A 19,508-nucleotide genomic window follows, 5' to 3' on the forward strand; every position below is an offset into this window, starting at 1 on the left:
CATGACGGGCGTGTCGAATGCAGAGTCTTCAACGTCCCGCCGTTTCCCGGCCCACGACGACAACCACGACCACGAAATCGAATCCCTCGCCGAGTTCGACCGGGTGGTCACCGCCGGCAGCCTCGCCGGACACCGCGTCCAGTCGGTGGATCTGACGGACCGTACGTTCGCGCTGCTCAGCACGGACACCACGGAGTCGGTGTTCCTCGGCTGCGTCATGGAGCCGGACGCCGCCGCCAAGATACGGGCCGGGGGCTCCCTGGTCTTCCCGCCCGTACCGGACCTGCCGTTCGACCCCTACCGTGGCAGCCTGTACGGCCCGGACGAACTCTTCGCGCAGCTGGCCGAGGCCGGCTACGACGCCACCCCGGACGCCCGCGCGTACCGCTGGTACCAGGAGACCAAGTCGGACGGCGACATCTTCGCCTCCATGCTGCGCAGCATCCACGACGACGCCGTCTCGGACGCCCTGGACGAACACCTCGCCGGCGCACAGGTGGTGGGCATCATGGGCGGCCACGCCCTGCGGCGCGATGATGCGGACTACGCGGGCGCGGCCCGGCTCGGCCGCCGGCTCTCCCGGGACGGCCTGACCGTCGCGACGGGTGGCGGCCCCGGTGCGATGGAGGCGGCGAACCTCGGGGCGTACACCGCGCCCTTCGAGGACGGCATGCTCGACGCGGCGCTGGAATGTCTCGCCAAGGCACCGCACTTCACCGAGTCGATCACCGAGTGGGCGCGGGCCGCCTTCGGCATCCGGCACGACCGGCCGGGCGGCGGGGCCTCGGTCGGCATCCCCACGTGGTTCTACGGCCATGAGCCGCCGAACGTCTTCGCGTCCCACATAGCGAAGTACTTCGTCAACGCGGTGCGCGAGGACGGCCTGCTGGCGCGCTCCAATGCGGGCGTCGTCTTCCTTCCGGGCGCGGCCGGGACCGTACAGGAGATCTTCGACAACGCGACGCCCAACTACTACGGGTCGCGGGGCGAGCCGACCCCGATGGTGCTGGTGAACCGCGAGCACTGGACCGAGACGCTTCCCACCTGGCCACTGCTCCGGGCCCTCGCGGCCGACCGCCCCATGGCGGCCAGGATCGCCCTGGTCGACTCGGTGGACGAAGTTCCCGAGGCGCTGTCCCGCCTCCGGTCCGGGAGCGTTTCCTGACCCACCGGCGGGTCCTCGCCACGTCCCGTGCCCTCCCGGGGCCCGGGCCCCGGGGCGGCCTCCCCCGGCCGGCCGGACAGCGGGTTCGACCGGCGAGGCAACGCCCGTCCCCAAATGCGCGTCTGCCAGGCCGGGCGGGTAACAGACGGTTTCAGACAGCGGGCGAACGGAGCTCTTGGTGATCATCGGTCTTCTGACGGCCGTGGCGGCGTCGGCCTGCTACGGCACGGGATCGGTCCTGCAGGCGGTGGGCTCCCGCAAATCCGCCCGCCGGGAGGCGGCCGAGGCCTCCACCACCGGTGTCACCCAGCACGGCGGCCCCAGCCTGTCGTCGACCGCGAAGGCGGCCGTGACCTGGGAGTTCATGGTCGGCACGGTGCTGGACTTCCTGGGGTTCGGGCTCGGTGCGCTGGCCGCCAGGCTGCTGCCGCTGTTCCTCTCCCAGACCGTGATCAGCGCCAACCTCGTGATCACGGCGGTGCTGAGCATCAAGCTCCTCGGCATCCGGCTCTCCCGGGCCGAATGGAGCTCCATCGGCGTGGTGTGCGGGGCGTTGGTGCTGCTGGCCACGGCCGCCGGGCCGGAAGGCAGCGGCCACACACCGATCGCCGCCCACTGGTGGCTGCTCGCTGCTTCCGTCGTGCTCATCCTCGGCGGCACCCTGATCGTGCGGCTGCTCGGTGGGCGGGCCGCGATCCTCGCGGGCCTGCTCTCCGGCCTGGGCTTCGGGGCGCTCGGGGTCGGCGTGCGCGTGCTGAACGGCGTGGACCCCTTCCATCTGCCGTCGCTGCTCGGCGACCCCGCCCTGTACGCGATTCTGGTGGCCGGAATCGGGGGCATGTATCTGCACACCGTCGCCCTGCAGATCGGCTCGGTGAACGGCGCCACGGCTGCGCTGGTGGTGGGCGAAACGGTGATCCCGGGAATTCTCGGGGTGCTGTGGCTGGGCGACTCCTCGCGTCCCGGCTTCGCCTGGGTCGCCGCCCTCGGGTTCGTGGTGGCCGTGGCGGGCGCCGTCGCCGTCGCCTGGTTCGGCGAGCCGGAGCCGGGGGACGGGCCCGGCGCGCGGACCGCGGATGAGGCGAAGACGGAAGCGGCGGCACGCTGAGCCCCCGCGCCCCACGCCCCGTGGTCCGGGAGCCCAGGGGCCCGCTCCGCGTAACCGGCCCGCGGTCTCCGGCATGATCAGTCCGTCCGCCCCGGCCTGATCAGTCCGTCCGCTCCGGCCAGATCAGTCCATCGGCTCCGACGTGATCACGATCAGCCCGTCGTATCCGAGGTGATCAGCCCGCCGCATCCGGCGCGCCCAGCACCACCACGTCCTGTGCCGCGAAGGAGATGCCCACCCGCTCCCCCGCCTCCGGCGCGTCCCGCAGTGCGCAGGCCGCCTCAACCGGCGGACCGCCGGCCGGCTGGAGCAGCAGCGCGACATGGGTGCCACGGAAGGTACGGGCCGTGACCGTACAGGGCAGGCCCTCGGGGGCGCCGGTCAGCCGCACCCCGGCCGGGCGGACGAGCAGGCGGCACGGCCCGTCCGCCGTACCGTCCGGGACCGGCACCTTGCCCCAGGGGGTGGCAGCCGCCTCGCCCTGCACCGTCGCCGCGACCACGTTGTCGAAACCGAGGAAGCGGGCGACGAATTCGGTGGCGGGCCGCTGCCAGACCTCCAACGGGGTGCCGGTCTGCGCGATCCGGCCGTCCTGCATCACCACGACCCGGTCGGCGAGCGCGAAGGCCTCCCCCTGGTCGTGGGTGACCGCCAATACGGTGGTGCCCAATTCGCGAAAGAGGCGGCGGAGTTCGACGACCAGCCGTTCGCGCAGCCCGCGGTCGAGCTGGCCGAGAGGTTCGTCCAGCATCAGCAGGCGGGGGCGGGGGGCCAGCGCGCGGGCCAGCGCGACCCGCTGCTGTTCGCCGCCGGACAGGGAGGCCACGGCGCGCCGCTGGGCGCCCGGCAGTCCGACGAGGTCCAGCAGTTCGGCGACCGTGCGCTGCCGGTCGGCGCGTGCGGAACCCCGCATCCGCAGCCCGAAGGCGACGTTGCCCTCGACGTCGTGCTGCGGGAAGAGCTGGTGATCCTGGAACATCAGGCCGACCCCGCGCCGGTGGGCCGGCACCCCGGACTGCTCCCGCCCCTCCAGCAACACCGCTCCCGCATCGGCCTGTTGGAGCCCGGCGACCACCCTCAGCAGGGTGGACTTGCCGCTGCCGCTCGGCCCCAGGACGCACACGATTTCGTGCGCGGCGACGTCCAGGTCCACCGCGTCCAGCGCGGGGCGCCCCGCCGTGCCGAAGCGGACGGTCACCCCGCCCAGCCGCAGCAGCTCCTGCCCGGTGGTCCCGGCCCGTGCCGTCATCTAGAACTCCCCGGAGTGGTCGAGGGGGCGCAGGCGCTCCAGTACCAGCAGGGCACCGGCGCACACCACCATCAAGAGGGTCGACAGGGCCATCGCCTGCCCGTAGTTGAGCTCTCCCGCACGTCCCAGCAGGCGTGCCACGGCGACCGGCAGCGTCGGCTGGTCCGGCCGCGCGATGAAGACCGTCGCGCCGAACTCACCGAGGGAGACGGCGAAGGCGAAGCCCGCGGCGATCAGCAGGGCCCGCCGCACCATCGGCAGGTCGACCTCGCGCCACACCCGCCACGGCGAGGCGCCGAGCACGGCGGCCGCCTCGCGCAGGCGGCCGTCGACCGCCCGCAGGACCGGCAGCATCGTCCGGACCACGAACGGCACCCCCACCAGCGCCTGGGCGAGCGGCACCAGCCACCACGAGGCGCGCAGATCGAGCGGCGGCGTGTCGAGACTGATCAGGAACCCGAAGCCGACGGTCACCGCGGACACGCCGAGGGGCAGCATCAGCAGGGCGTCAAAGCCCCGGACGAACCGGCTGACCAGGGCCGTCCGCCCGGACGGGCCCCTGCCCAGCCGGGGGAGGGTCAGCGCGGCGGCCGCCAGTCCGCCCACCACCAGCGCGATCGCCGTGGCGGCCGCCCCGTAGGCGAGCGAGTTCCACAGGGCGTCCAGGGGCGCGACGGCGAAGGTGCTGTCGGCGCTCGCGGCCGACCGCAGCGAGGTGTAGAACACCGCTCCGTAGCCGTCCGGCCCGGCGAACGACCGCTCCACGAGCACGAGGAGCGGCACGATGAGCAGGACGGTGATGACGGCGAGCGTGCCCCACAGCAGGGTCCACTGGCCACGGCCGCGCGGCCGGTGGGCGGTCTGCGAGGCCGGCACGAGCCGCAGGGCGGTTTCCCGGCGGCGCACCGTCCAGGCATGCAACGCCAGCACGCCCAGCACCGCCGCGAACTGGACCATGGTGAGGACGGCGGCCGTCGGCAGGTCCAGGAACTCCGCGGTCTGCCGGTAGATCTCCACCTCCAGCGTCGCAAAGGTGGGCCCGCCCAGAATCTGCACCACCCCGAAGGAGGTGAAGGTGAAGAGGAAGACCATGAGCGCGGCGGCCGCTACGGCGGGCCCCAGGGCGGGCAGTGTCACTCTCCGCCAGGCCGCGAACCGTCCGGCCCCCAGCATCCGCGCCGCCTCTTCCTGGCGCGGGTCGAGCTGGGCCCAGAGCCCGCCGACGGTCCGTACGACCACGGCGTAGTTGAAGAACACATGCGCGAGCAGGATCGCCCACACCGAGGTGTCCAGGCGCAGGCCCCACAGCTCGTCCAGCAGTCCGCCCCGTCCCGCCAGCGCCAGGAAGGCCGAGCCGACGACGACGGTCGGCAGCACGAAAGGCACCGCCACCACCGCCCGCAGCACCTGCTTGCCGGGGAAGTCGAATCGCGCGAAGACGTAGGCACCGGGCAGCGCGATCAGCAGGGTCAGCCCTGTGGAGGCCGCCGCCTGCCAGACGGTGAACCACAGCACATGGACGATGTCCGGGTCGCTCAGCACGGCACCGAACCGGCCGAGCTGCCACTGCCCGCCGTCCTTGAGCCCGCGTCCGACGATCGCCACCACCGGATAGGCGAAGAACAGCGCGAAGAAGGCGAGCGGCACCGCCATCAGGCCGAGCCGCGCCGCCGTCCCCCGCACGGGCCGCGGGCGCCCGCCGCGGACTACTTCAGAACGAGCGAGGACCACTGCTTGATCCACTGTTCGCGGTTCTTGGTGATCGTCTCGGGAGGCAGCGTCGTGGGCTTGTCGATCCTCGTGCCGTACTTGGTGAACAGCTCCGGCACCTTGGCGTCCTCGCGTGCCGGGTTGACGAACATCTGCAGCGGTACGTCCTCCTGGAACTTCTTGCTCAGCAAAAAGTCCAGCAGCGCCTTACCGCCCTTCTCGTTCTTCGCTCCCTTGAGCAGGCCGCCGAATTCGATCTGGCGGAAGCAGGTGCCCGTCGCGACCGCGGTCGGCGCCTCCTTGGGCGCGGGCTTCTTGTCCAGCACCTCGGCCGGCGGGCTGGAGGCGTAGGAGACCACCAGCGGCTTGTCGCCCTTGCGCTTGCCGGCCGCGGATCCCGTGAACCGCTCGTAGTAGGCCTGTTCCCAGCCGTCGACGACCTCGGCGCCGTTGGCCTTGAGCTTCTTCCAGTAGCTCTGCCAGCCGGCCGGCCCGTACTTCGCGATGGTGCCGAGCTGGAAGGCGAGCCCCGGGGAAGAGGTGGCGGCGTTCTCCGTCACGAGCATCCCCTTGTAACGGGGCTTGAGCAGATCGTCGAAGGTCTTCGGCGGCGGGGTCTTGTGCCGGGCGAAGTAGCCGCGGTCGTAGTTGACGCAGATGTCGCCGTAGTCGAGCGGGGTGACGCGGTGCTCGCCCTTGTCGAGCTGCAGCCCCGCCGGCACATCCGCCAGCCCCTTGGCCCGGTACGGGCTGAAAAGCCCCTCGCGCAGACCGCGCGAGAGCAGCGTGTTGTCGATGCCGAAGAAGACATCGCCCTGCGGATTGCCCTTGGACAGGATCGCCTGGTTGACGGCTTTCCCGGCATCCCCGCCCTTGAGGATCCTGACCTTGTAGCCGCTCTCCTTCTCGAAGGCGCTCAGGACCGACTTGGAGACATTGAACGAGTCATGGCTGACGAGGGTGACGGTCTTGGCGTCCGCGCCCCCGCCCGGGGCACCGCATGCGGCCAGCGCGGACATGCCGACCGCGGCGGCGACCGCCGTGGCGGTGATTCTGCTCGTGGTGCTCACTGATTTCCTCCTGGCTGGCCAGGAAGAGACGCGGCCCCGCCCGGTGTCCACGGCTCTCGGCGTCCGATGACGGAGGGAGGGGACCCGGTGCGGGGCGCAACAGCATGAGTGACGACCGAACTTCCTACCCGGAATGACCCGGGCGAGGTTCAAGGGTCTGCGGGCACCGTAGGTCTACGACGCTTCCGCACTCTCAGCGCTGTGGCGCTCCCCTGTCGGATGGTGCATTTGTTCGATCACACAGTACCAGCGGGCGGTCAGCGTTCCGAGGCCGCGAGCTGCCCGCAGGCGCCGTCGATCTCCTGGCCGCGGGTGTCGCGGACGGTCACCGGCACGCCGTGTGCCTCGATGGCCTGGACGAACGCCCGCTCGTCCTCGGGGCGCGAGGCGGTCCACTTCGAGCCGGGCGTCGGATTCAGCGGAATGAGGTTCACATGGACGCGCTTGCCCTTCAGCAGCCGTCCCAGCAGGTCACCGCGCCACGCCTGGTCGTTGATGTCCCGGATCAGCGCATACTCGATCGAGATCCGCCGCCCGGACTTCTCCGCGTATTCCCAGGCCGCATCCAGCACCTCACGCACCTTCCAGCGCGTGTTGACGGGCACCAGGGTGTCGCGCAGCTCGTCATCGGGCGCATGCAGCGACACCGCCAGACGGCACTTGAATCCTTCATCGGCGAACCGCAGCATCGCCGGCACCAGCCCGACCGTCGAGACGGTGATCCCCCGCTGCGACAGCCCCAGCCCATCGGGCTCGGGGTCGGTCAGCCGCCGGATCGCCCCGACCACCCGCTTGTAGTTGGCGAGCGGCTCACCCATCCCCATGAAGACGATGTTGGACAGCCGCGCGGGCCCGCCCGGCACCTCGCCGTCGCGCAGCGCACGCATCCCGTCGACGATCTGGTGCACGATCTCGGCGGTCGACAGATTACGGTCCAGACCCGCCTGCCCCGTCGCGCAGAACGGGCAGTTCATTCCGCACCCGGCCTGCGAGGAGATGCACATGGTGACCCGGTCCGGGTAACGCATCAGCACGGACTCGACGAGCGTGCCGTCGTGCATCTTCCACAGCGTCTTGCGCGTGGTGTCGTCGTCGCACGAGATGTGCCGGACGACGTTCATCAGGTCCGGCAGCAGCTCTCTCGCCAGCTTCTCGCGCGCCGCCGCCGGGATGTCGGTCCACTGCGCAGGGTCGTGCGCATAGCGGGCGAAGTAGTGCTGCGACAGCTGCTTGGCGCGAAACGGCTTCTCCCCGATCGCGGCCACGGCTTCGCGACGCTCGACGGGGCTGAGATCGGCAAGGTGCCGCGGAGGCTTCTTGGCCCCACGCGGCGCGACGAAAGTAAGTTCTCCGGGTGCAGGCATGGTGCGTCCAGTGTGGCAGATCGTCCAGGGAGCCCCAGGCCGGAGCGGTGAGGGGTCCATCACCCACTGTGGCCTTCTGCCATTGACGGCCCGCCTCGCACGGCCCACGGACGACCCAGGGACGGCTGGGTCATCGGCCTGACCTCGGCTCGGCGCTCAATTGTGATCGCTCCATGGGACCTGAGAGCGGCGGACGGAGACCTCCGGCGCCAAGGGACGGAGGCTCCCGGGTCGGCGGCCGGTGAAGCGACCCGAGCCCGCCGAGCCGGTGGTGCGTCCGCAGCGTCGCGGAGCCGGCGGAGGGGAAACCGGCTGAGCAGTGGCCGCCGACGGCGATCTCGGCTTGGTTGCGTTAGCCGGCGGGATGGGTGGCAGCTCGCTCTCCAGGCGCATACTGCTGGTAATGACAAAACCTGCCGTAGCCCGGCGCCATCTGCCGTCCAGCCCCTTCAAGCCCCCGGTCACGCGCCCTCCCAAGCAGTTCGCGATGGGCGACCGGGTCACACACGATGAATACGGCCTCGGCCGGGTGATCTGTATCGAGGATGAGATCGCAGTACTTGTCGACTTCGGTTCGCTGCAGGCACGGATCATGACTCCGTACGCCAAATTGTCCAAGCTCTGAGCCCTCGCGACGTCCAGGGCAGCCGCATGCTCAACCACGACGGCGGGATGCCCAGCGGAGCACGCACGCTGCGCCACGCCACATCGCGGCAGCAGCCGCTCCCCCCGACGGACGGCCCCCGCCTCGGCGGGGGCCGTCCGTCGGGGGCCGATGAGCCGTCAGGGCCGGGAGTGCCGGCCTGCTTCGTGACGGCTGATCCCCCTGCGCATCACGGTGAGGACCTGGTCGAGGTCGTCGCCCTGGTGGGGATCGTCGGCCATGCGGTGGCGACGGCGGACGCCGCAGCCGGTGCAGCGGTGGACGATCATGTAGCCCTTGGTGGGTTGGTGGTCGACGGCCACCGGGCGCATCAACGCCCGGCAGTCGCCGGCACGGTCTCCGGGCCTGACGTCCACATGAAGCGAATGCAGACACTGCGGGCAGTGGTTGCGGTAGCTCCCGTTGACGAGGGGTGCGACCTCTTCACCACAGTTGCTGCACGTGAAGCCGGTGTTCTCGGTGGTTCTGCTGATGTGCTGCTCCTCAGCGAGTCGAAGGGATCTTCAACTCGCAGGCGCAGGGTTCCGTTGGCTCTCCCCCTTTTCAGGGGTCTCAGGCTCGGCTGGGGAGGGACGCGGTTCACCGCCCGCTTCTCGGGCGGGCGATTACTTCCGGCTCCAGCTTCATCAGGGCGTGCTCGCAGCCCTGAATCCGGACCACGACCGGGTTTGTCGGTTTGTCCCGGCCACTGTCACGCGGGCATCGCCACGTGCCGCCGGTAGGTGTCGGTCCAGCCTCACTGACGTCGGCGCCGTCCCCCGTCAGGCAGCACCGGCAGCGGTACAGCGCTTCTTGATCACGCCACCTCCTCGTTCGTGTCGCGTCGGGTTCCGCAAACCGCCTGAACGGCTTCGGAGGGCGAGGCCTATCTCAAGGCGGTACGGCACCTGTTTCAAGGCGGTACGGCACCTGACCGACGGTGGCGGAGGAAGACCTGCAGAGACGCGAAGAGGGGGCTCCCGCTCGGTGCGGCAGCCCCCTCATGCAGTCCGTGCGGTCAGCCGGACCCCACGAAGATCACGAACAGCAGCCAGACGATCGGGGCCGTCGGCAGCAGGGAGTCGAGGCGGTCCATGATTCCGCCGTGGCCGGGGAGCAGGGTGCCCATGTCCTTGATACCGAGATCGCGCTTGATCATGGATTCGCCGAGGTCGCCGAGGGTGGCGCTGGCCGCGACCGCAAGGCCGAGGAGCAGGCCCTGCCACCAGGCGCCGTGCACGATCAGGAATTCCATGCACAGTGCGCCGGCCACCATCGCGAAGAGCACCGCACCGATGAGGCCTTCGCGGGTCTTTCCGGGGCTGATGCGCGGTGCGAGCTTGTGTCTGCCGAACCGCCAGCCGACCGCATACGCGCCGGTGTCGCTGACGACCGTCAGCATCAGGAAGGTCAGCACCCGCTCCGGCCCGTCGGGCTCGGCCGCGAGCATCAGCGCCACGAACGTCGCGAGGAAGGGCACATAGAACGCCGCGAAGACACCGGCGGTGACATCCCGCAGATAGTTCTCGGGTGCCTCGGTCATCCGCCAGACGAGGACGGCCAGCGCCGTGAGCGCCATCGCCACCCAGGCACCCTCGGCACCGCGGATATATCCGGCGGCCACCATGGCGGTCCCACCGACTGCCAGCGGCACCAGCGGCACCTTGATGTCCTTGCGCTCCGCCAGCCGCGAGGTCAGCTCCCACAGGCCCACCACTACGGCGATCGCTATCACGCCGATGAAGACAGGCTTGTAGACGAAGAGCGACGCAACGATGATCGCGCCGAGGCCGATGCCGACCCCTATCGCGGCGCGCAGATTGCGGCCCGCGCTCTTCTTCTTCGGCTTCTCTGAGTCCGGCGAGCTGTCGGACCCGGAAAGAGAGGTGGGCATGGGCTCCTGCGGCTTTTCGTCGCGGAACAGGGGGCCGCTCGGTCGAGCAGCCCCCCGGTCGTCCAGGTGATCCCGGCTATCCCGGATGTCCCGATATTCCCGGTCGTCGTCCTGGTGTCCGCCCGGCCCGGGCACGAAGGGCAGGGGCCGAGTCCGGTCCGGGTCACCCCAGTCGTGCCCGGGACCCGCCGGGGCGGGGGGCGCCACCCCGCGAAGCGAGGAGGCCGGTCCGTGGTCGGACGGTGCCCAGTGTCCGGCGCCGGGCGGGGCGGCCCCCCAGGAAGACTCGTTCATCAGACCTCGAGGAGCTCGGATTCCTTGTGCTTGAGGAGCTCGTCCACCTGCGCGACGTACTTCGCGGTGGTGTCGTCGAGCTCCTTCTCGGCGCGGCGCACCTCGTCCTCGCCGGTTTCCTTGTCCTTGACGAGCTTGTCGAGCGTTTCCTTGGCCTTGCGGCGGACGCTGCGGATCGAGATCTTCGCGTCCTCGCCCTTGTTCTTCGCGACCTTGATGAACTCCTTGCGGCGCTCCTCGGTCAGCTCGGGGAACGTCACCCGGATGATATTGCCGTCGTTGCTCGGGTTGACGCCGAGGTCGGAGTCGCGGATGGCCTGCTCGATGTTGCGCAGCGCGCTCTTGTCGAACGGGGTCACCACGGCCATCCGCGGTTCGGGAACCGAGAACGACGCCAGCTGGTTGATCGGCGTCATCGCGCCGTAGTAGTCCGCCACGATCTTGTTGAACATCGCCGGGTGCGCACGCCCGGTGCGAATCGCGGCGAAGTCCTCCTTGGCGACCACGACGGCCTTCTCCATCTTCTCCTCGGCCTCGAGGAGGATCTCTTCGATCACCACTTGCTCCTGGTCTTTTCGGTAAGAAGCAGAGCCTCGCCCCTGCCGCGCGTCTTCTCCTGCACGGTGTCCGACCGGCAGGCCGTTGTCCATCCCCGTACCGGGGTCTTCCCCGGTACGGGAGCTGCCGCCCGTACCGGCCGATGCCCGTACGGAACCGCGGCAGTTGGGGCCGTCAGGCCCGGGTGCCCTGATCGCTGACGAGCGTGCCGATCTTCTCACCCTTCACCGCGCGCGCGATGTTGCCCTCGGCGAGCAGCTCGAAGACGAGGATCGGGAGCTTGTTGTCCCGGCAGAGCGTGATGGCGGTGGCATCGGCGACCTTCAGGTCCCGGGTGATGACCTCGCCGTATTCGAGGGCGTCGAACTTCACCGCGTCGGGGTTCTTCTTGGGGTCGGAGTCGTAGACCCCGTCCACCCCGTTCTTGCCCATCAGCATGGCCTCGGCGTCGATCTCCAGGGCGCGCTGGGCGGCGGTGGTGTCGGTGGAGAAGTACGGCATGCCCATGCCGGCGCCGAAGATGACGACCCGGCCCTTCTCCAGATGGCGCACCGCACGTAGCGGAATGTACGGCTCCGCGACCTGGCCCATGGTGATCGCCGTCTGGACGCGGGAGTCGATGCCCTCCTTCTCCAGGAAATCCTGGAGGGCCAGACAGTTCATGACCGTGCCCAGCATGCCCATGTAGTCGGAGCGGGCGCGGTCCATGCCGCGCTGCTGGAGTTCGGCGCCACGGAAGAAGTTGCCGCCGCCGATCACGATGGCGATCTCGTAGCCGTCGCGCACCACGGCGGCGATCTCGCGGGCCATCGCGTGCACGACGTCGGGGTCGACGCCCAGTCCGCCGCCGCCGGCGAATGCTTCGCCCGACAGCTTCAGCAGGAAGCGTCGCCTGCCACCGTGGCCGGCATGGTCTGCGTGCGCGCCGTCGGCACCGTGAATCATTGAGCTCTCCTCGTGCACATACGAAGAAGGCCATTGCCGTGGGTCTGGTCCAGATCCCTGTGCGGCAATGGCCTCCTCGTCACATCTGCGGCCGGCCGTTGAGCGGCCGACTGCCTACGACCCTAGCGGGGTCGTAGGTCATTCGCTGCCTTCGCGACAGGCTCAGATGCCGACCTTGATGCGCGCGAAGCGCTTCAGGGTGACACCGGCCTCCTGCAGGACCTTCTCGACGGACTTCTTGTTGTCGAGCGCGTACGCCTGACCGAGCAGCGTCGCGTCCTTGAAGAAGCCGTTGAGGCGACCCTCGACGATCTTCGGCAGGGCAGCCTCGGGCTTGCCCTCCGCACGCGTGGTCTCCTCGGCGACGCGGCGCTCGGCCTCGACGACCTCGGCCGGGACGTCGTCCTTGGCGAGGTACTTCGGGGCGAACGCGGCGATGTGCTGCGCGATGCCCTTGGCGACCTCGGCGTTCTCCTTGTCGAGCTCGACAAGGACACCGATCTGCGGCGGCAGGTCAGGCATGGTGCGGTGCATGTAGACCGACACGAAGCCGTCGGAGAACTGCGCGAAGCGGTCCAGGACGATCTTCTCGCCCAGGGTGGCGTTGGCCTCGTCGACGAACGCCTGGACGGTCTTGCCGGCCTCGATCTCGGAGGCGAGCAGGGCCTCGATGTCGGCCGGAGAGGTCTTCGCGATGTGCGCGGCGATCTCGTTGGCGACGGCCTGGAACTTCTCGCCCTTGGCGACGAAGTCCGTCTCGCACTTCAGCTCGACGATGACACCGGAGGCGTTGTCGTCGCCGACCAGGGAGACCACGGCGCCGTTCTCGGCGGAGCGGCCCTCGCGCTTGGCGACGCCCTTCTGGCCCTTGATGCGCAGCGCCTCGACGGCCTTGTCGACATTGCCCTCGGCCTCGTCCAGGGCCTTCTTGCAGTCCATCATGCCGGCGCCGGTGAGCTCGCGGAGCTTCTTGACGTCAGCGGCGGTGTAGTTCGCCATGGTCTGTGAATCTCTTCTCGAAATCTCGAAGTCGAAAGATCTACGGGTGGACGGCGGGGGCGGCGCTTGTGGCGCCCTCCCCCGCCGTCATCAGCCGGATGCTGCGGGTCAGGCCTGCTCGGCGTCCGCGGCCGGCTTCTCGGCCTCGGCGGCGGGGGCCTCGGCGGCCGGGGCGGCCTCGGCGGCGGGGGCCTCGGCGGCCGGGGCGGCCTCCTCGGCGGGCTTCTCCTCGGCCTTGGGGGCCTCGTCGTCAGCCTTCTTCTCGCCCTCGAGCAGGTCGCGCTCCCACTCGGCCAGCGGCTCGGCGGCAGCAGCCTTCTCACCGGGCTTCTGGTCGCCGGTGGCGGCACCGGAGCGGGCGATGAGGCCCTCGGCGACGGCGTCGGCGATCACGCGGGTGAGCAGGGTGACGGAGCGGATCGCGTCGTCGTTGCCCGGGATCTTGTAGTCGACCTCGTCCGGGTCGCAGTTGGTGTCGAGGATCGCGACGACCGGGATGTTGAGCTTGCGCGCCTCACCGACGGCAATGTGCTCCTTCTTGGTGTCCACGATCCAGACGGCGCTGGGCACCTTCTGCATCTCGCGGATACCGCCGAGGGTCTTCTCCAGCTTGGCCTTCTCGCGGGAGAGGACGAGGAGCTCCTTCTTGGTGAGGCCGGAGGCGGCCACATCCTCGAAGTCGATCTGCTCGAGCTCCTTCAGGCGCTGCAGGCGCTTGTAGACGGTCGAGAAGTTGGTCAGCATGCCGCCGAGCCAGCGCTGGTTCACGTAGGGCATGCCCACGCGGGTGGCCTGCTCGGCAATGGCCTCCTGGGCCTGCTTCTTCGTGCCGACGAACATGACCGAGCCACCGTGGGCGACGGTCTCCTTGACGAACTCGTAGGCGCGGTCGATGTACGACAGCGACTGGAGCAGGTCGATGATGTAGATGCCGTTGCGCTCGGTGAAGATGAAGCGCTTCATCTTCGGGTTCCAGCGGCGGGTCTGGTGCCCGAAGTGGACGCCGCTCTCCAGCAGCTCCCGCATCGTGACGACGGCCATGGCCGTACTCCTTGTTGTACTCGGTTCCACTGCGGCCGGTCGGCCGCGGTGCCTGACGCCCCGACGCGCCTGCCGGGGAAAGCACCTTGCGGGGCCGTCCGAGGACCGAGGAGCGCGGCCGTCGTGCTGCCCGAAAGGGACTGGTGCACTGACGGCGGGGCGTGCGAAGTCGACCCGGTGACCCGGATCGCCATCAGAAGTGTACGGGACTGCCGATGCACCGGGCGACACACACCATTTCGATCCCCGCGCGGGTGACACCGTTGTCCACAACCGCCCGCTCATCCACAGCTTCTGACCAAGATCCCCACGCCGCCGCGGACTGCGCCACCGTCGGGACATGCGACGGAACACAGAACCGAACCCGCAACGCACCCCACGACCGGACACTCGACGAAGCCCTGGACCACACTCCGGCTCGACCACGATCCGCCATGCCGTCAGCCGCTTCCGCGGACGCCAGCCCGGACCGGCATACGGCGGGCGGCGCGGCACCGCCCGCAGCGGCTGGCTCGGGCGGGCCCGCAACGGGCGGCACGAGCCGGACCGCAACAGGCGGCACGAACCAGGCCGCAGCCGGCTGAAGCGCCGGACGGGCCTCGCCCCGTCTCCCTCCCCGTTCCCGTCCTGGCCCCCGTTCGCCTCCCCGCCCCTGTTCCCTCCCTCTCCTCTTTCGCCTTCCCCTCCTCTTTCGCCTTCTCCGCCGGGCTCTCCTCTCCCTCCCCCGGCTCTCCCTCCCCGGCCACGCTTCCGGCCGTCGACACCCTTACCGCCGACGCCGCGCGCAGAACCGGCCGGCTATGGGCCGAGCTGCTTCTTCCCGGCCCGTGCTCTGGGTGCGCTCCTGGCCCCCGCCGCGGCCGCGGTGCTCACCGCTCTGGTTCCCGTACCGGCGAGCGCTGCCGCCGCTCCGTCCTTGGCCGTGAGGGCGGAGCACGGGATGGAGCACAGGGTGGAGCAGATGGCGGAGGGGCCTGCGGGTGCTGCGGGTGCTGCGGGTGCTGCGGGTGCTGCGGGTGCTGCGGGTGCTGCGGGTGCTGCGGCGCGTAACGACGGAGCGAGGCCGCCGGAGAGGGGAACACACGCCCAGGAGGTGCCGGAAATGCCCCGTGACGAGCCGGTGACACGCCCCGGACCGGCGGCACGTCGCGAAGCAGTAGCGCGGGCCGACCCCTCTGGTGGGGACAGAGCGTGGCCGGTGGGAGGGGCCGGAAGAGGCGTAGGGCCCGCGGTGGTACGCGGATGGGAGCCGCCTCCTTCGCCCTGGGCGGCCGGGCACCGGGGTGTGGACCTGGCCGCGCCCGCCGGCGCGCCGGTACGGGCAGCGGCACCCGGCCGGGTTGCGTATGCCGGAACCGTCGCAGGCCGTGGCGTCCTGACGATCGAGGTATCCCGCTCGGGCCGTCCCCCGTTACGCACCACCTACGAGCCCGTACGGCCCACGGTCCGCAAGGGCCAACGCGTCACCACAGGTCAGCCGGTCGCCGTCCTGCAGCGCGGCCCGTTCCACTGTCGGGCGCCATGCCTCCACTGGGGCCTGCGCCGCGGCAAGAGCTACCTGGATCCGTTGTCCCTGCTGCCCGACAGCATGCTCCGCGGCGGCCCCTCGCGGCTGCTGCCGGTCTTCGGGGTTCCTGTACCCACGGCCGACCGCACGGCCCCCCGGCATTCGGGAGCAGCAGGACCGGCGCATTCAGCGGTGCCGACGAAACCAGCAGCCCAGCAGCGAAGGCCGGCGCCGACAGGAGCTGCCCTCATGGAAGCAGCCGGGCTCGTGGCAGCGGCCGTCTGGGCTCTGGGCCGGCTCCACCGGAGGGCTGGGTCGACCGAGGACGAAAAGAACGTGCCCAGGCAGCCGGATGGCCGGATGGCCGGATGGAGAGTCGCACGGCCATCGGCAGGAAGGTGGGTGATCACGAGGCAGCCCTGACAGCCGGGAGCGGGAGCCGAAGGAGCAGAGCAGAGGAAGCGTTGACGCTTCGGTCGTAGTGCTGGTCTGCCGCAGAGGCGGCAGCCCCGTGGGACGAGGCGCCCATCGCTGCACGACGAGGTCGACGACCGACCGGCTGCGGGCTGCGGGCTGCGGGCTGCGGGCTGCGGGCTGCGGGCTGCGGGCTGCGGGCTGCGGGCTGCGGGCTGCGGGCTGCGGGCTGCGGGCTGCGGGCTGCGGGCTGCGGGCTGCGGGCTGCGGGCTGCGGGCTGCGGGCTGCGGGGCCAACGAGCGTGGAGGTGGTGGAGGTGGGTGGGTGGGCCGGGGCCCGGGGGGAGAGAGAAGCCCCCAAGTCAGCCACGAACCCCCCGGAGCGCCATAGACACCGCCGCCTCCGTGATCTCGTCCGGGTCTTCTGCGGCACCGAGTTCGATGCGGCGGACCGCGGCGTCGACGACTCCTTGGAGGAGCATGGCCGCGAGTCGGGGCTGTGCATGGCCGAGGGCGGCCAGCGCCTCGACGATCATGGCGATCAGTCCGCCGTGGGCCGCGCGGATCTTCTCGCGTGCGCCGGCGTCCAGCTCACCGGCCGAAATGGCGACAACGGCGCGGTGGCGCCGGTCGCCGACCAGGGCGAGCTGCCGTCGTACATATGCCTCGACCTTCTCCTCGGGCGTGTCGACGCGCTCCATCGCGGCCTCCACCTCAGCGGCCCAGACCGGGAAGTCGACGGCGCACAGCTCTTCCACGACAGCGGCGCGGGAGCGGAAGTACTCATACACGGAAGAGCGCGCGAGGCCCGTGCGCTCGGCGAGGGCGGGGAAGGTCAGTGCTTCCGTTCCGCCTTCGGACAGCAGGGTGCGGGCAGCGTCCAAGAGGGCGCCGCGCTGCATCGTCCGGTGCTCGGCCACAGAGGCCGCTCGAATCCTGGGCACGTCCCCACTCTACGGATGGCACGCCCCGCGTGGCACTCCGCATGGCGACACGGCACGCGGAAAACCCGGGCGCCCGGGGGGTGACTCAGCGTCCGACGTCAGCGAGCTTCGCTCTGAGCTGGAGTACGGACTTGGTGTGGATCTGACTGACCCTGCTCTCCGTGACGCCGAGGACGTTGCCGATCTCGGCGAGCGTGAGCCCTTCGTAGTAGTAGAGCGTGACCACGGTCTTCTCGCGCTCGGGGAGGGTGTTGATGGCGCGCGCGAGCAGCCGCCGCAGCTCGCGGTCCTCGGCGATCTCGACGGGGTTCTCGGCGGCCGTGTCCTCCAGAGTGTCCATCAGGCTCAGCCGTTCGCCCCCCTCGCCGCCGACGTGCAGGAGCTCTTCCAGGGCGACCACGTTCGCCAAGGACAGCTGGCTGAACACACCGTGGAGTTCCTCCAGCGCAATGCCCATCTCCTCGGCGACCTCCGCCTCGGACGGGGTACGGCGCAGCTGCGCTTCGAGGGTGGCGTAGGCCCGTTCGACGGCACGGGCTTTCTGCCGTACGGAGCGCGGAATCCAGTCCAGGGCACGCAGCTCGTCGATCATTGCGCCGCGGATGCGGGTGATGGCGTAGGTCTCGAACTTGATGGCGCGTTCGGGTTCGAACTTCTCGATGGCGTCGATCAGTCCGAAGACTCCGGAGGAGACGAAGTCGGCCTGCTCGACGTTGGGGGGCAGGCCGACGCTGACGCGGCCGGCGACGTACTTGACCAGCGGCGAGTAGTGCAGGATCAGCTGTTCTCGCAGCCGCCCGTCGCCCGACGCCTTGTAGGAGCGCCACAGCTCGTCGAGCGAGGTGGGCGGGGCGGGGCGCACGCTGCCGCGCGCGGCGGGTGGTACAGCCGCACGATCAGACCCGGAGGTGTGCTGGGGCATTCGTCGCCTTGAGCCGTTCTGCCGAGACGCGGGTGGATGGATGTATGAGGGTGGAATTGCCTGTGAGCGTAGCGTGACCGAAGCGTCGCGGTGCGCGAGGACGGCAGGTTCGGGCGTGCGCAGATACGTTCCGCTGCCCGCACCTCAGGGTTACCTCGTACGGCGTGGCGACACCCGGACAAGGGGCCGGATGCGGCCCCCGAAGGGCCGTGCGGGCGGACGCGTTGACACGGTGCACGGGACCCCGTCCATCCCCTGCGCCACATCGCCGTCTCCTCATGGATCGGCCCCGCGCCCCGAAGCACGGCAAACCTGGATTCTGCGGTCATTCCCCTCACCCTTTCACCCGTTCGCCCCAGGTCAAGTACCGCCTCGCCGGGAACCCTCAGTCCTCTCGGCGCGTCGCGCCAACTCCCAGCGATCACCGCACCTTTGCACGAATCCGAGGGACAACAGCTCGAAGAGTTTGCGCTGCGTGACCTCACGGGGCGTGGCGGCCTCCTCCGCCAGACGGCCGGTGTCCGTGCCGCCGTGCGCGGGCAGCGCCTCCAGTACGCGGGTCGCGAGGGGATCGAGGAGGTCGCGGATGCGGGTCGGGCCCTGCTGCTCGGGAGCGAGGTCGCCGATGCTGCCGACGAGTTCGATGACTTCGTCGGCGCCGGTGACCACCGCGGCCTCGCCGCGCAGGAGTTGATGCACCCCGGCGGACAGACTGCTGGTGACCGGACCCGGCACGCCCATCGTGAAGCGGCCGAGGGCCAGCGCTCGCCGGGCGGTGACCAGCGAGCCGCTGCGCAGCTCGGCCTCCACGACGACGGTGCCTCTGGTGAGTGCGGCGATGACGCGGTTGCGCTGGATGAAGCGACTGCGGGTGGGGTGGTCGCCGGGCGGCAACTCGGCGACCACCAAGCCCTGTTCGGCGATCCTGCCGATCAACTCGGTGTGGCCCCGGGGGTAGGCGTGGTCGACCCCGCAGGCCATGACGGCGATGGTTGCGCCGTCCGCGGCCAGCGCGCCGCGGTGAGCCGCGCCGTCGACCCCGTATGCGGCTCCGGAGACAACGGCCCAGCCGCGGTCGGCGAGTCCGGCGCTGAGGGTGGTGGCGAGGTGCGCGCCGTAGTCGGTACAGGCCCGGGCGCCGACGACGGCGACGGAGCGCAGCGCCCACAGCCTGAGGTTGGCCGTCCCGCGCACCCACAGGCCGATGGGGCGGGCGTCCCCGAGGTCGTCGAGCTGGCCGGGCCATTCGTCGTCCCCGGGGCAGAGGAACCGGCCGCCGAGGGCGGTGATGGCATCGAGGTCCGCGGTGGGGCGGGCCCGGGCGGCCCGTAACCGCAGGCCCGCGATCTTGGCCGGGGTGGTGCCCGTGGGCGGGTCCGCCGCGTCGTCGGAGAGGGCGCGCCAGAGGGCCACCGGGCCCATCTCCCGCAACCAGCGGCCGGCGGTTTCGTCACCCGGTTCGAGGATGCGGGTCAGGGCGGCGCGGGCGGTGCGCTGCGGTTCGTGTCCCTCGCGGCGGGCGGTCCGCCGGCCGGCTGCCACCGGCCGTGCAGGTTGCGGCTCGGTCGTCGTGTGTGCGGCGGGGCCCGGCCTGGCGGTCGGCGCGGGCCCCTGGCTCCGGTCCGGCGTGGCGGTGACGGGTTCCCCCGTGGCGAAGCCCCATGCGTCGGTGGTGGTCATT

The 19,508-nt window shown here is 70.6% G+C and carries 17 protein-coding genes; 4 read left to right on the forward strand and 13 right to left on the reverse strand.

The genetic code is table 11. The features are described from left to right. Window position 1: 1 nt before the first annotated feature. Complete coding sequence (locus OHS81_RS09490; RefSeq protein ID WP_443058671.1) at window positions 2-1,165, forward strand: LOG family protein; 1,164 nt, start codon at window positions 2-4, stop codon at window positions 1,163-1,165. Window positions 1,166-1,343: 178 nt separating this feature from the next. Next, entirely contained in the window at window positions 1,344-2,273 is a 930-nt protein-coding gene (locus OHS81_RS09495) for a hypothetical protein (RefSeq protein WP_328384227.1), read from the forward strand. Between the two features lie 175 nt (window positions 2,274-2,448). On the opposite strand, the gene OHS81_RS09500 is transcribed toward OHS81_RS09495, so the two are convergent. From OHS81_RS09500 to rlmN, 4 genes are all read right to left on the reverse strand, one after another. Continuing rightward, the gene (locus OHS81_RS09500) at window positions 2,449-3,522 is read right to left on the reverse strand and encodes an ABC transporter ATP-binding protein (RefSeq protein WP_328384229.1); all 1,074 of its coding nucleotides are present in this window, start codon (window positions 3,520-3,522) and stop codon (window positions 2,449-2,451) included. Beyond that, entirely contained in the window at window positions 3,523-5,253 is a 1,731-nt protein-coding gene (locus OHS81_RS09505; RefSeq protein WP_443058838.1) for an ABC transporter permease, read from the reverse strand. Then, complete coding sequence (locus OHS81_RS09510) at window positions 5,229-6,302, reverse strand: thiamine ABC transporter substrate-binding protein (RefSeq protein ID WP_328384231.1); 1,074 nt, start codon at window positions 6,300-6,302, stop codon at window positions 5,229-5,231. Before OHS81_RS09510 ends, OHS81_RS09505 begins: the two co-directional genes overlap by 25 nt. 257 nt (window positions 6,303-6,559) lie before the next feature. After that, a complete protein-coding gene (gene rlmN / locus OHS81_RS09515) occupies window positions 6,560-7,666 on the reverse strand; it encodes a 23S rRNA (adenine(2503)-C(2))-methyltransferase RlmN (protein WP_328384233.1) in 1,107 nt (368 codons plus the stop codon). 403 nt (window positions 7,667-8,069) lie between these two features. Here rlmN and OHS81_RS09520 point away from each other — a divergent pair, with 403 nt between their 5' ends. Further along, a complete protein-coding gene (locus tag OHS81_RS09520) occupies window positions 8,070-8,291 on the forward strand; it encodes a hypothetical protein (protein WP_328384235.1) in 222 nt (73 codons plus the stop codon). 158 nt (window positions 8,292-8,449) lie between these two features. Here the strand turns inward: OHS81_RS09520 and OHS81_RS09525 are convergent, their stop codons facing one another. The 6 genes from OHS81_RS09525 to rpsB all read right to left on the reverse strand — a co-directional run bounded on the left by OHS81_RS09525 (window position 8,450) and on the right by rpsB (window position 14,040). Then, window positions 8,450-8,803 (reverse strand): RNHCP domain-containing protein, encoded by a 354-nt coding sequence (locus OHS81_RS09525; protein ID WP_328391010.1) that lies wholly within the window; start codon window positions 8,801-8,803, stop codon window positions 8,450-8,452. A 524-nt stretch (window positions 8,804-9,327) separates the two neighbouring features. Beyond that, on the reverse strand, window positions 9,328-10,497 hold the full coding sequence (locus tag OHS81_RS09530) for a phosphatidate cytidylyltransferase (RefSeq protein ID WP_328384237.1): 1,170 nt from the start codon (window positions 10,495-10,497) through the stop codon (window positions 9,328-9,330). Next, entirely contained in the window at window positions 10,497-11,054 is a 558-nt protein-coding gene (gene frr / locus OHS81_RS09535; RefSeq protein ID WP_030087489.1) for a ribosome recycling factor, read from the reverse strand. The genes OHS81_RS09530 and frr overlap by 1 nt, the downstream gene beginning before the upstream one ends. Window positions 11,055-11,229: 175 nt before the next feature. Then, window positions 11,230-12,000 carry a UMP kinase gene (gene pyrH, locus OHS81_RS09540; RefSeq protein ID WP_088800294.1) on the reverse strand — a complete coding sequence of 257 codons (771 nt, stop codon included), beginning with the start codon at window positions 11,998-12,000 and terminating at the stop codon, window positions 11,230-11,232. Between the two features lie 162 nt (window positions 12,001-12,162). Next, a complete protein-coding gene (gene tsf / locus OHS81_RS09545) occupies window positions 12,163-12,999 on the reverse strand; it encodes a translation elongation factor Ts (RefSeq protein ID WP_328384241.1) in 837 nt (278 codons plus the stop codon). A gap of 108 nt (window positions 13,000-13,107) precedes the next feature. Next, window positions 13,108-14,040, reverse strand: coding sequence for a 30S ribosomal protein S2 (gene rpsB, locus OHS81_RS09550; protein ID WP_328384243.1), 933 nt, complete (start codon window positions 14,038-14,040; stop codon window positions 13,108-13,110). Window positions 14,041-15,142: 1,102 nt separating this feature from the next. On the opposite strand from rpsB, the gene OHS81_RS09555 reads away from it, so the two are divergent. After that, window positions 15,143-15,970 (forward strand): murein hydrolase activator EnvC family protein, encoded by an 828-nt coding sequence (locus OHS81_RS09555; protein ID WP_328384245.1) that lies wholly within the window; start codon window positions 15,143-15,145, stop codon window positions 15,968-15,970. Window positions 15,971-16,323: 353 nt separating this feature from the next. Here the strand turns inward: OHS81_RS09555 and OHS81_RS09560 are convergent, their stop codons facing one another. The 3 genes from OHS81_RS09560 to dprA form a co-directional block, all read right to left on the reverse strand. Beyond that, the gene (locus OHS81_RS09560) at window positions 16,324-16,863 is read right to left on the reverse strand and encodes a TetR/AcrR family transcriptional regulator (RefSeq protein ID WP_328391012.1); all 540 of its coding nucleotides are present in this window, start codon (window positions 16,861-16,863) and stop codon (window positions 16,324-16,326) included. Window positions 16,864-16,990: 127 nt separating this feature from the next. Then, window positions 16,991-17,827 (reverse strand): RNA polymerase sigma factor WhiG, encoded by an 837-nt coding sequence (gene whiG / locus OHS81_RS09565; RefSeq protein WP_088800290.1) that lies wholly within the window; start codon window positions 17,825-17,827, stop codon window positions 16,991-16,993. A 360-nt stretch (window positions 17,828-18,187) separates the two neighbouring features. After that, window positions 18,188-19,507, reverse strand: a complete 1,320-nt coding sequence (gene dprA, locus OHS81_RS09570) for a DNA-processing protein DprA (RefSeq protein ID WP_328384247.1) — start codon at window positions 19,505-19,507, stop codon at window positions 18,188-18,190. Window position 19,508 lies beyond the last annotated feature (1 nt).

This window comes from Streptomyces sp. NBC_00400, from assembly GCF_036048035.1.
Classification (GTDB): Bacteria; Actinomycetota; Actinomycetes; order Streptomycetales; family Streptomycetaceae; genus Streptomyces.

Excerpts from the sequence above, each read along its gene's own strand:
- whiG (WP_088800290.1), bottom strand. The coding sequence starts at position 17,827 with ATGCCCCAGCACACCTCCGGGTCTGATCGTGCGGCTGTACCACCCGCC.
- dprA (WP_328384247.1), bottom strand. The coding sequence starts at position 19,507 with ATGACCACCACCGACGCATGGGGCTTCGCCACGGGGGAACCCGTCACC.
- OHS81_RS09490 (WP_443058671.1), top strand. The coding sequence starts at position 2 with ATGACGGGCGTGTCGAATGCAGAGTCTTCAACGTCCCGCCGTTTCCCG.
- OHS81_RS09500 (WP_328384229.1), bottom strand. The coding sequence starts at position 3,522 with ATGACGGCACGGGCCGGGACCACCGGGCAGGAGCTGCTGCGGCTGGGC.
- OHS81_RS09560 (WP_328391012.1), bottom strand. The coding sequence starts at position 16,863 with ATGCAGCGCGGCGCCCTCTTGGACGCTGCCCGCACCCTGCTGTCCGAA.
- pyrH (WP_088800294.1), bottom strand. The coding sequence starts at position 12,000 with ATGATTCACGGTGCCGACGGCGCGCACGCAGACCATGCCGGCCACGGT.
- tsf (WP_328384241.1), bottom strand. The coding sequence starts at position 12,999 with ATGGCGAACTACACCGCCGCTGACGTCAAGAAGCTCCGCGAGCTCACC.
- OHS81_RS09530 (WP_328384237.1), bottom strand. The coding sequence starts at position 10,497 with ATGAACGAGTCTTCCTGGGGGGCCGCCCCGCCCGGCGCCGGACACTGG.
- OHS81_RS09520 (WP_328384235.1), top strand. The coding sequence starts at position 8,070 with ATGACAAAACCTGCCGTAGCCCGGCGCCATCTGCCGTCCAGCCCCTTC.
- rlmN (WP_328384233.1), bottom strand. The coding sequence starts at position 7,666 with ATGCCTGCACCCGGAGAACTTACTTTCGTCGCGCCGCGTGGGGCCAAG.
- OHS81_RS09555 (WP_328384245.1), top strand. The coding sequence starts at position 15,143 with ATGCCCCGTGACGAGCCGGTGACACGCCCCGGACCGGCGGCACGTCGC.
- rpsB (WP_328384243.1), bottom strand. The coding sequence starts at position 14,040 with ATGGCCGTCGTCACGATGCGGGAGCTGCTGGAGAGCGGCGTCCACTTC.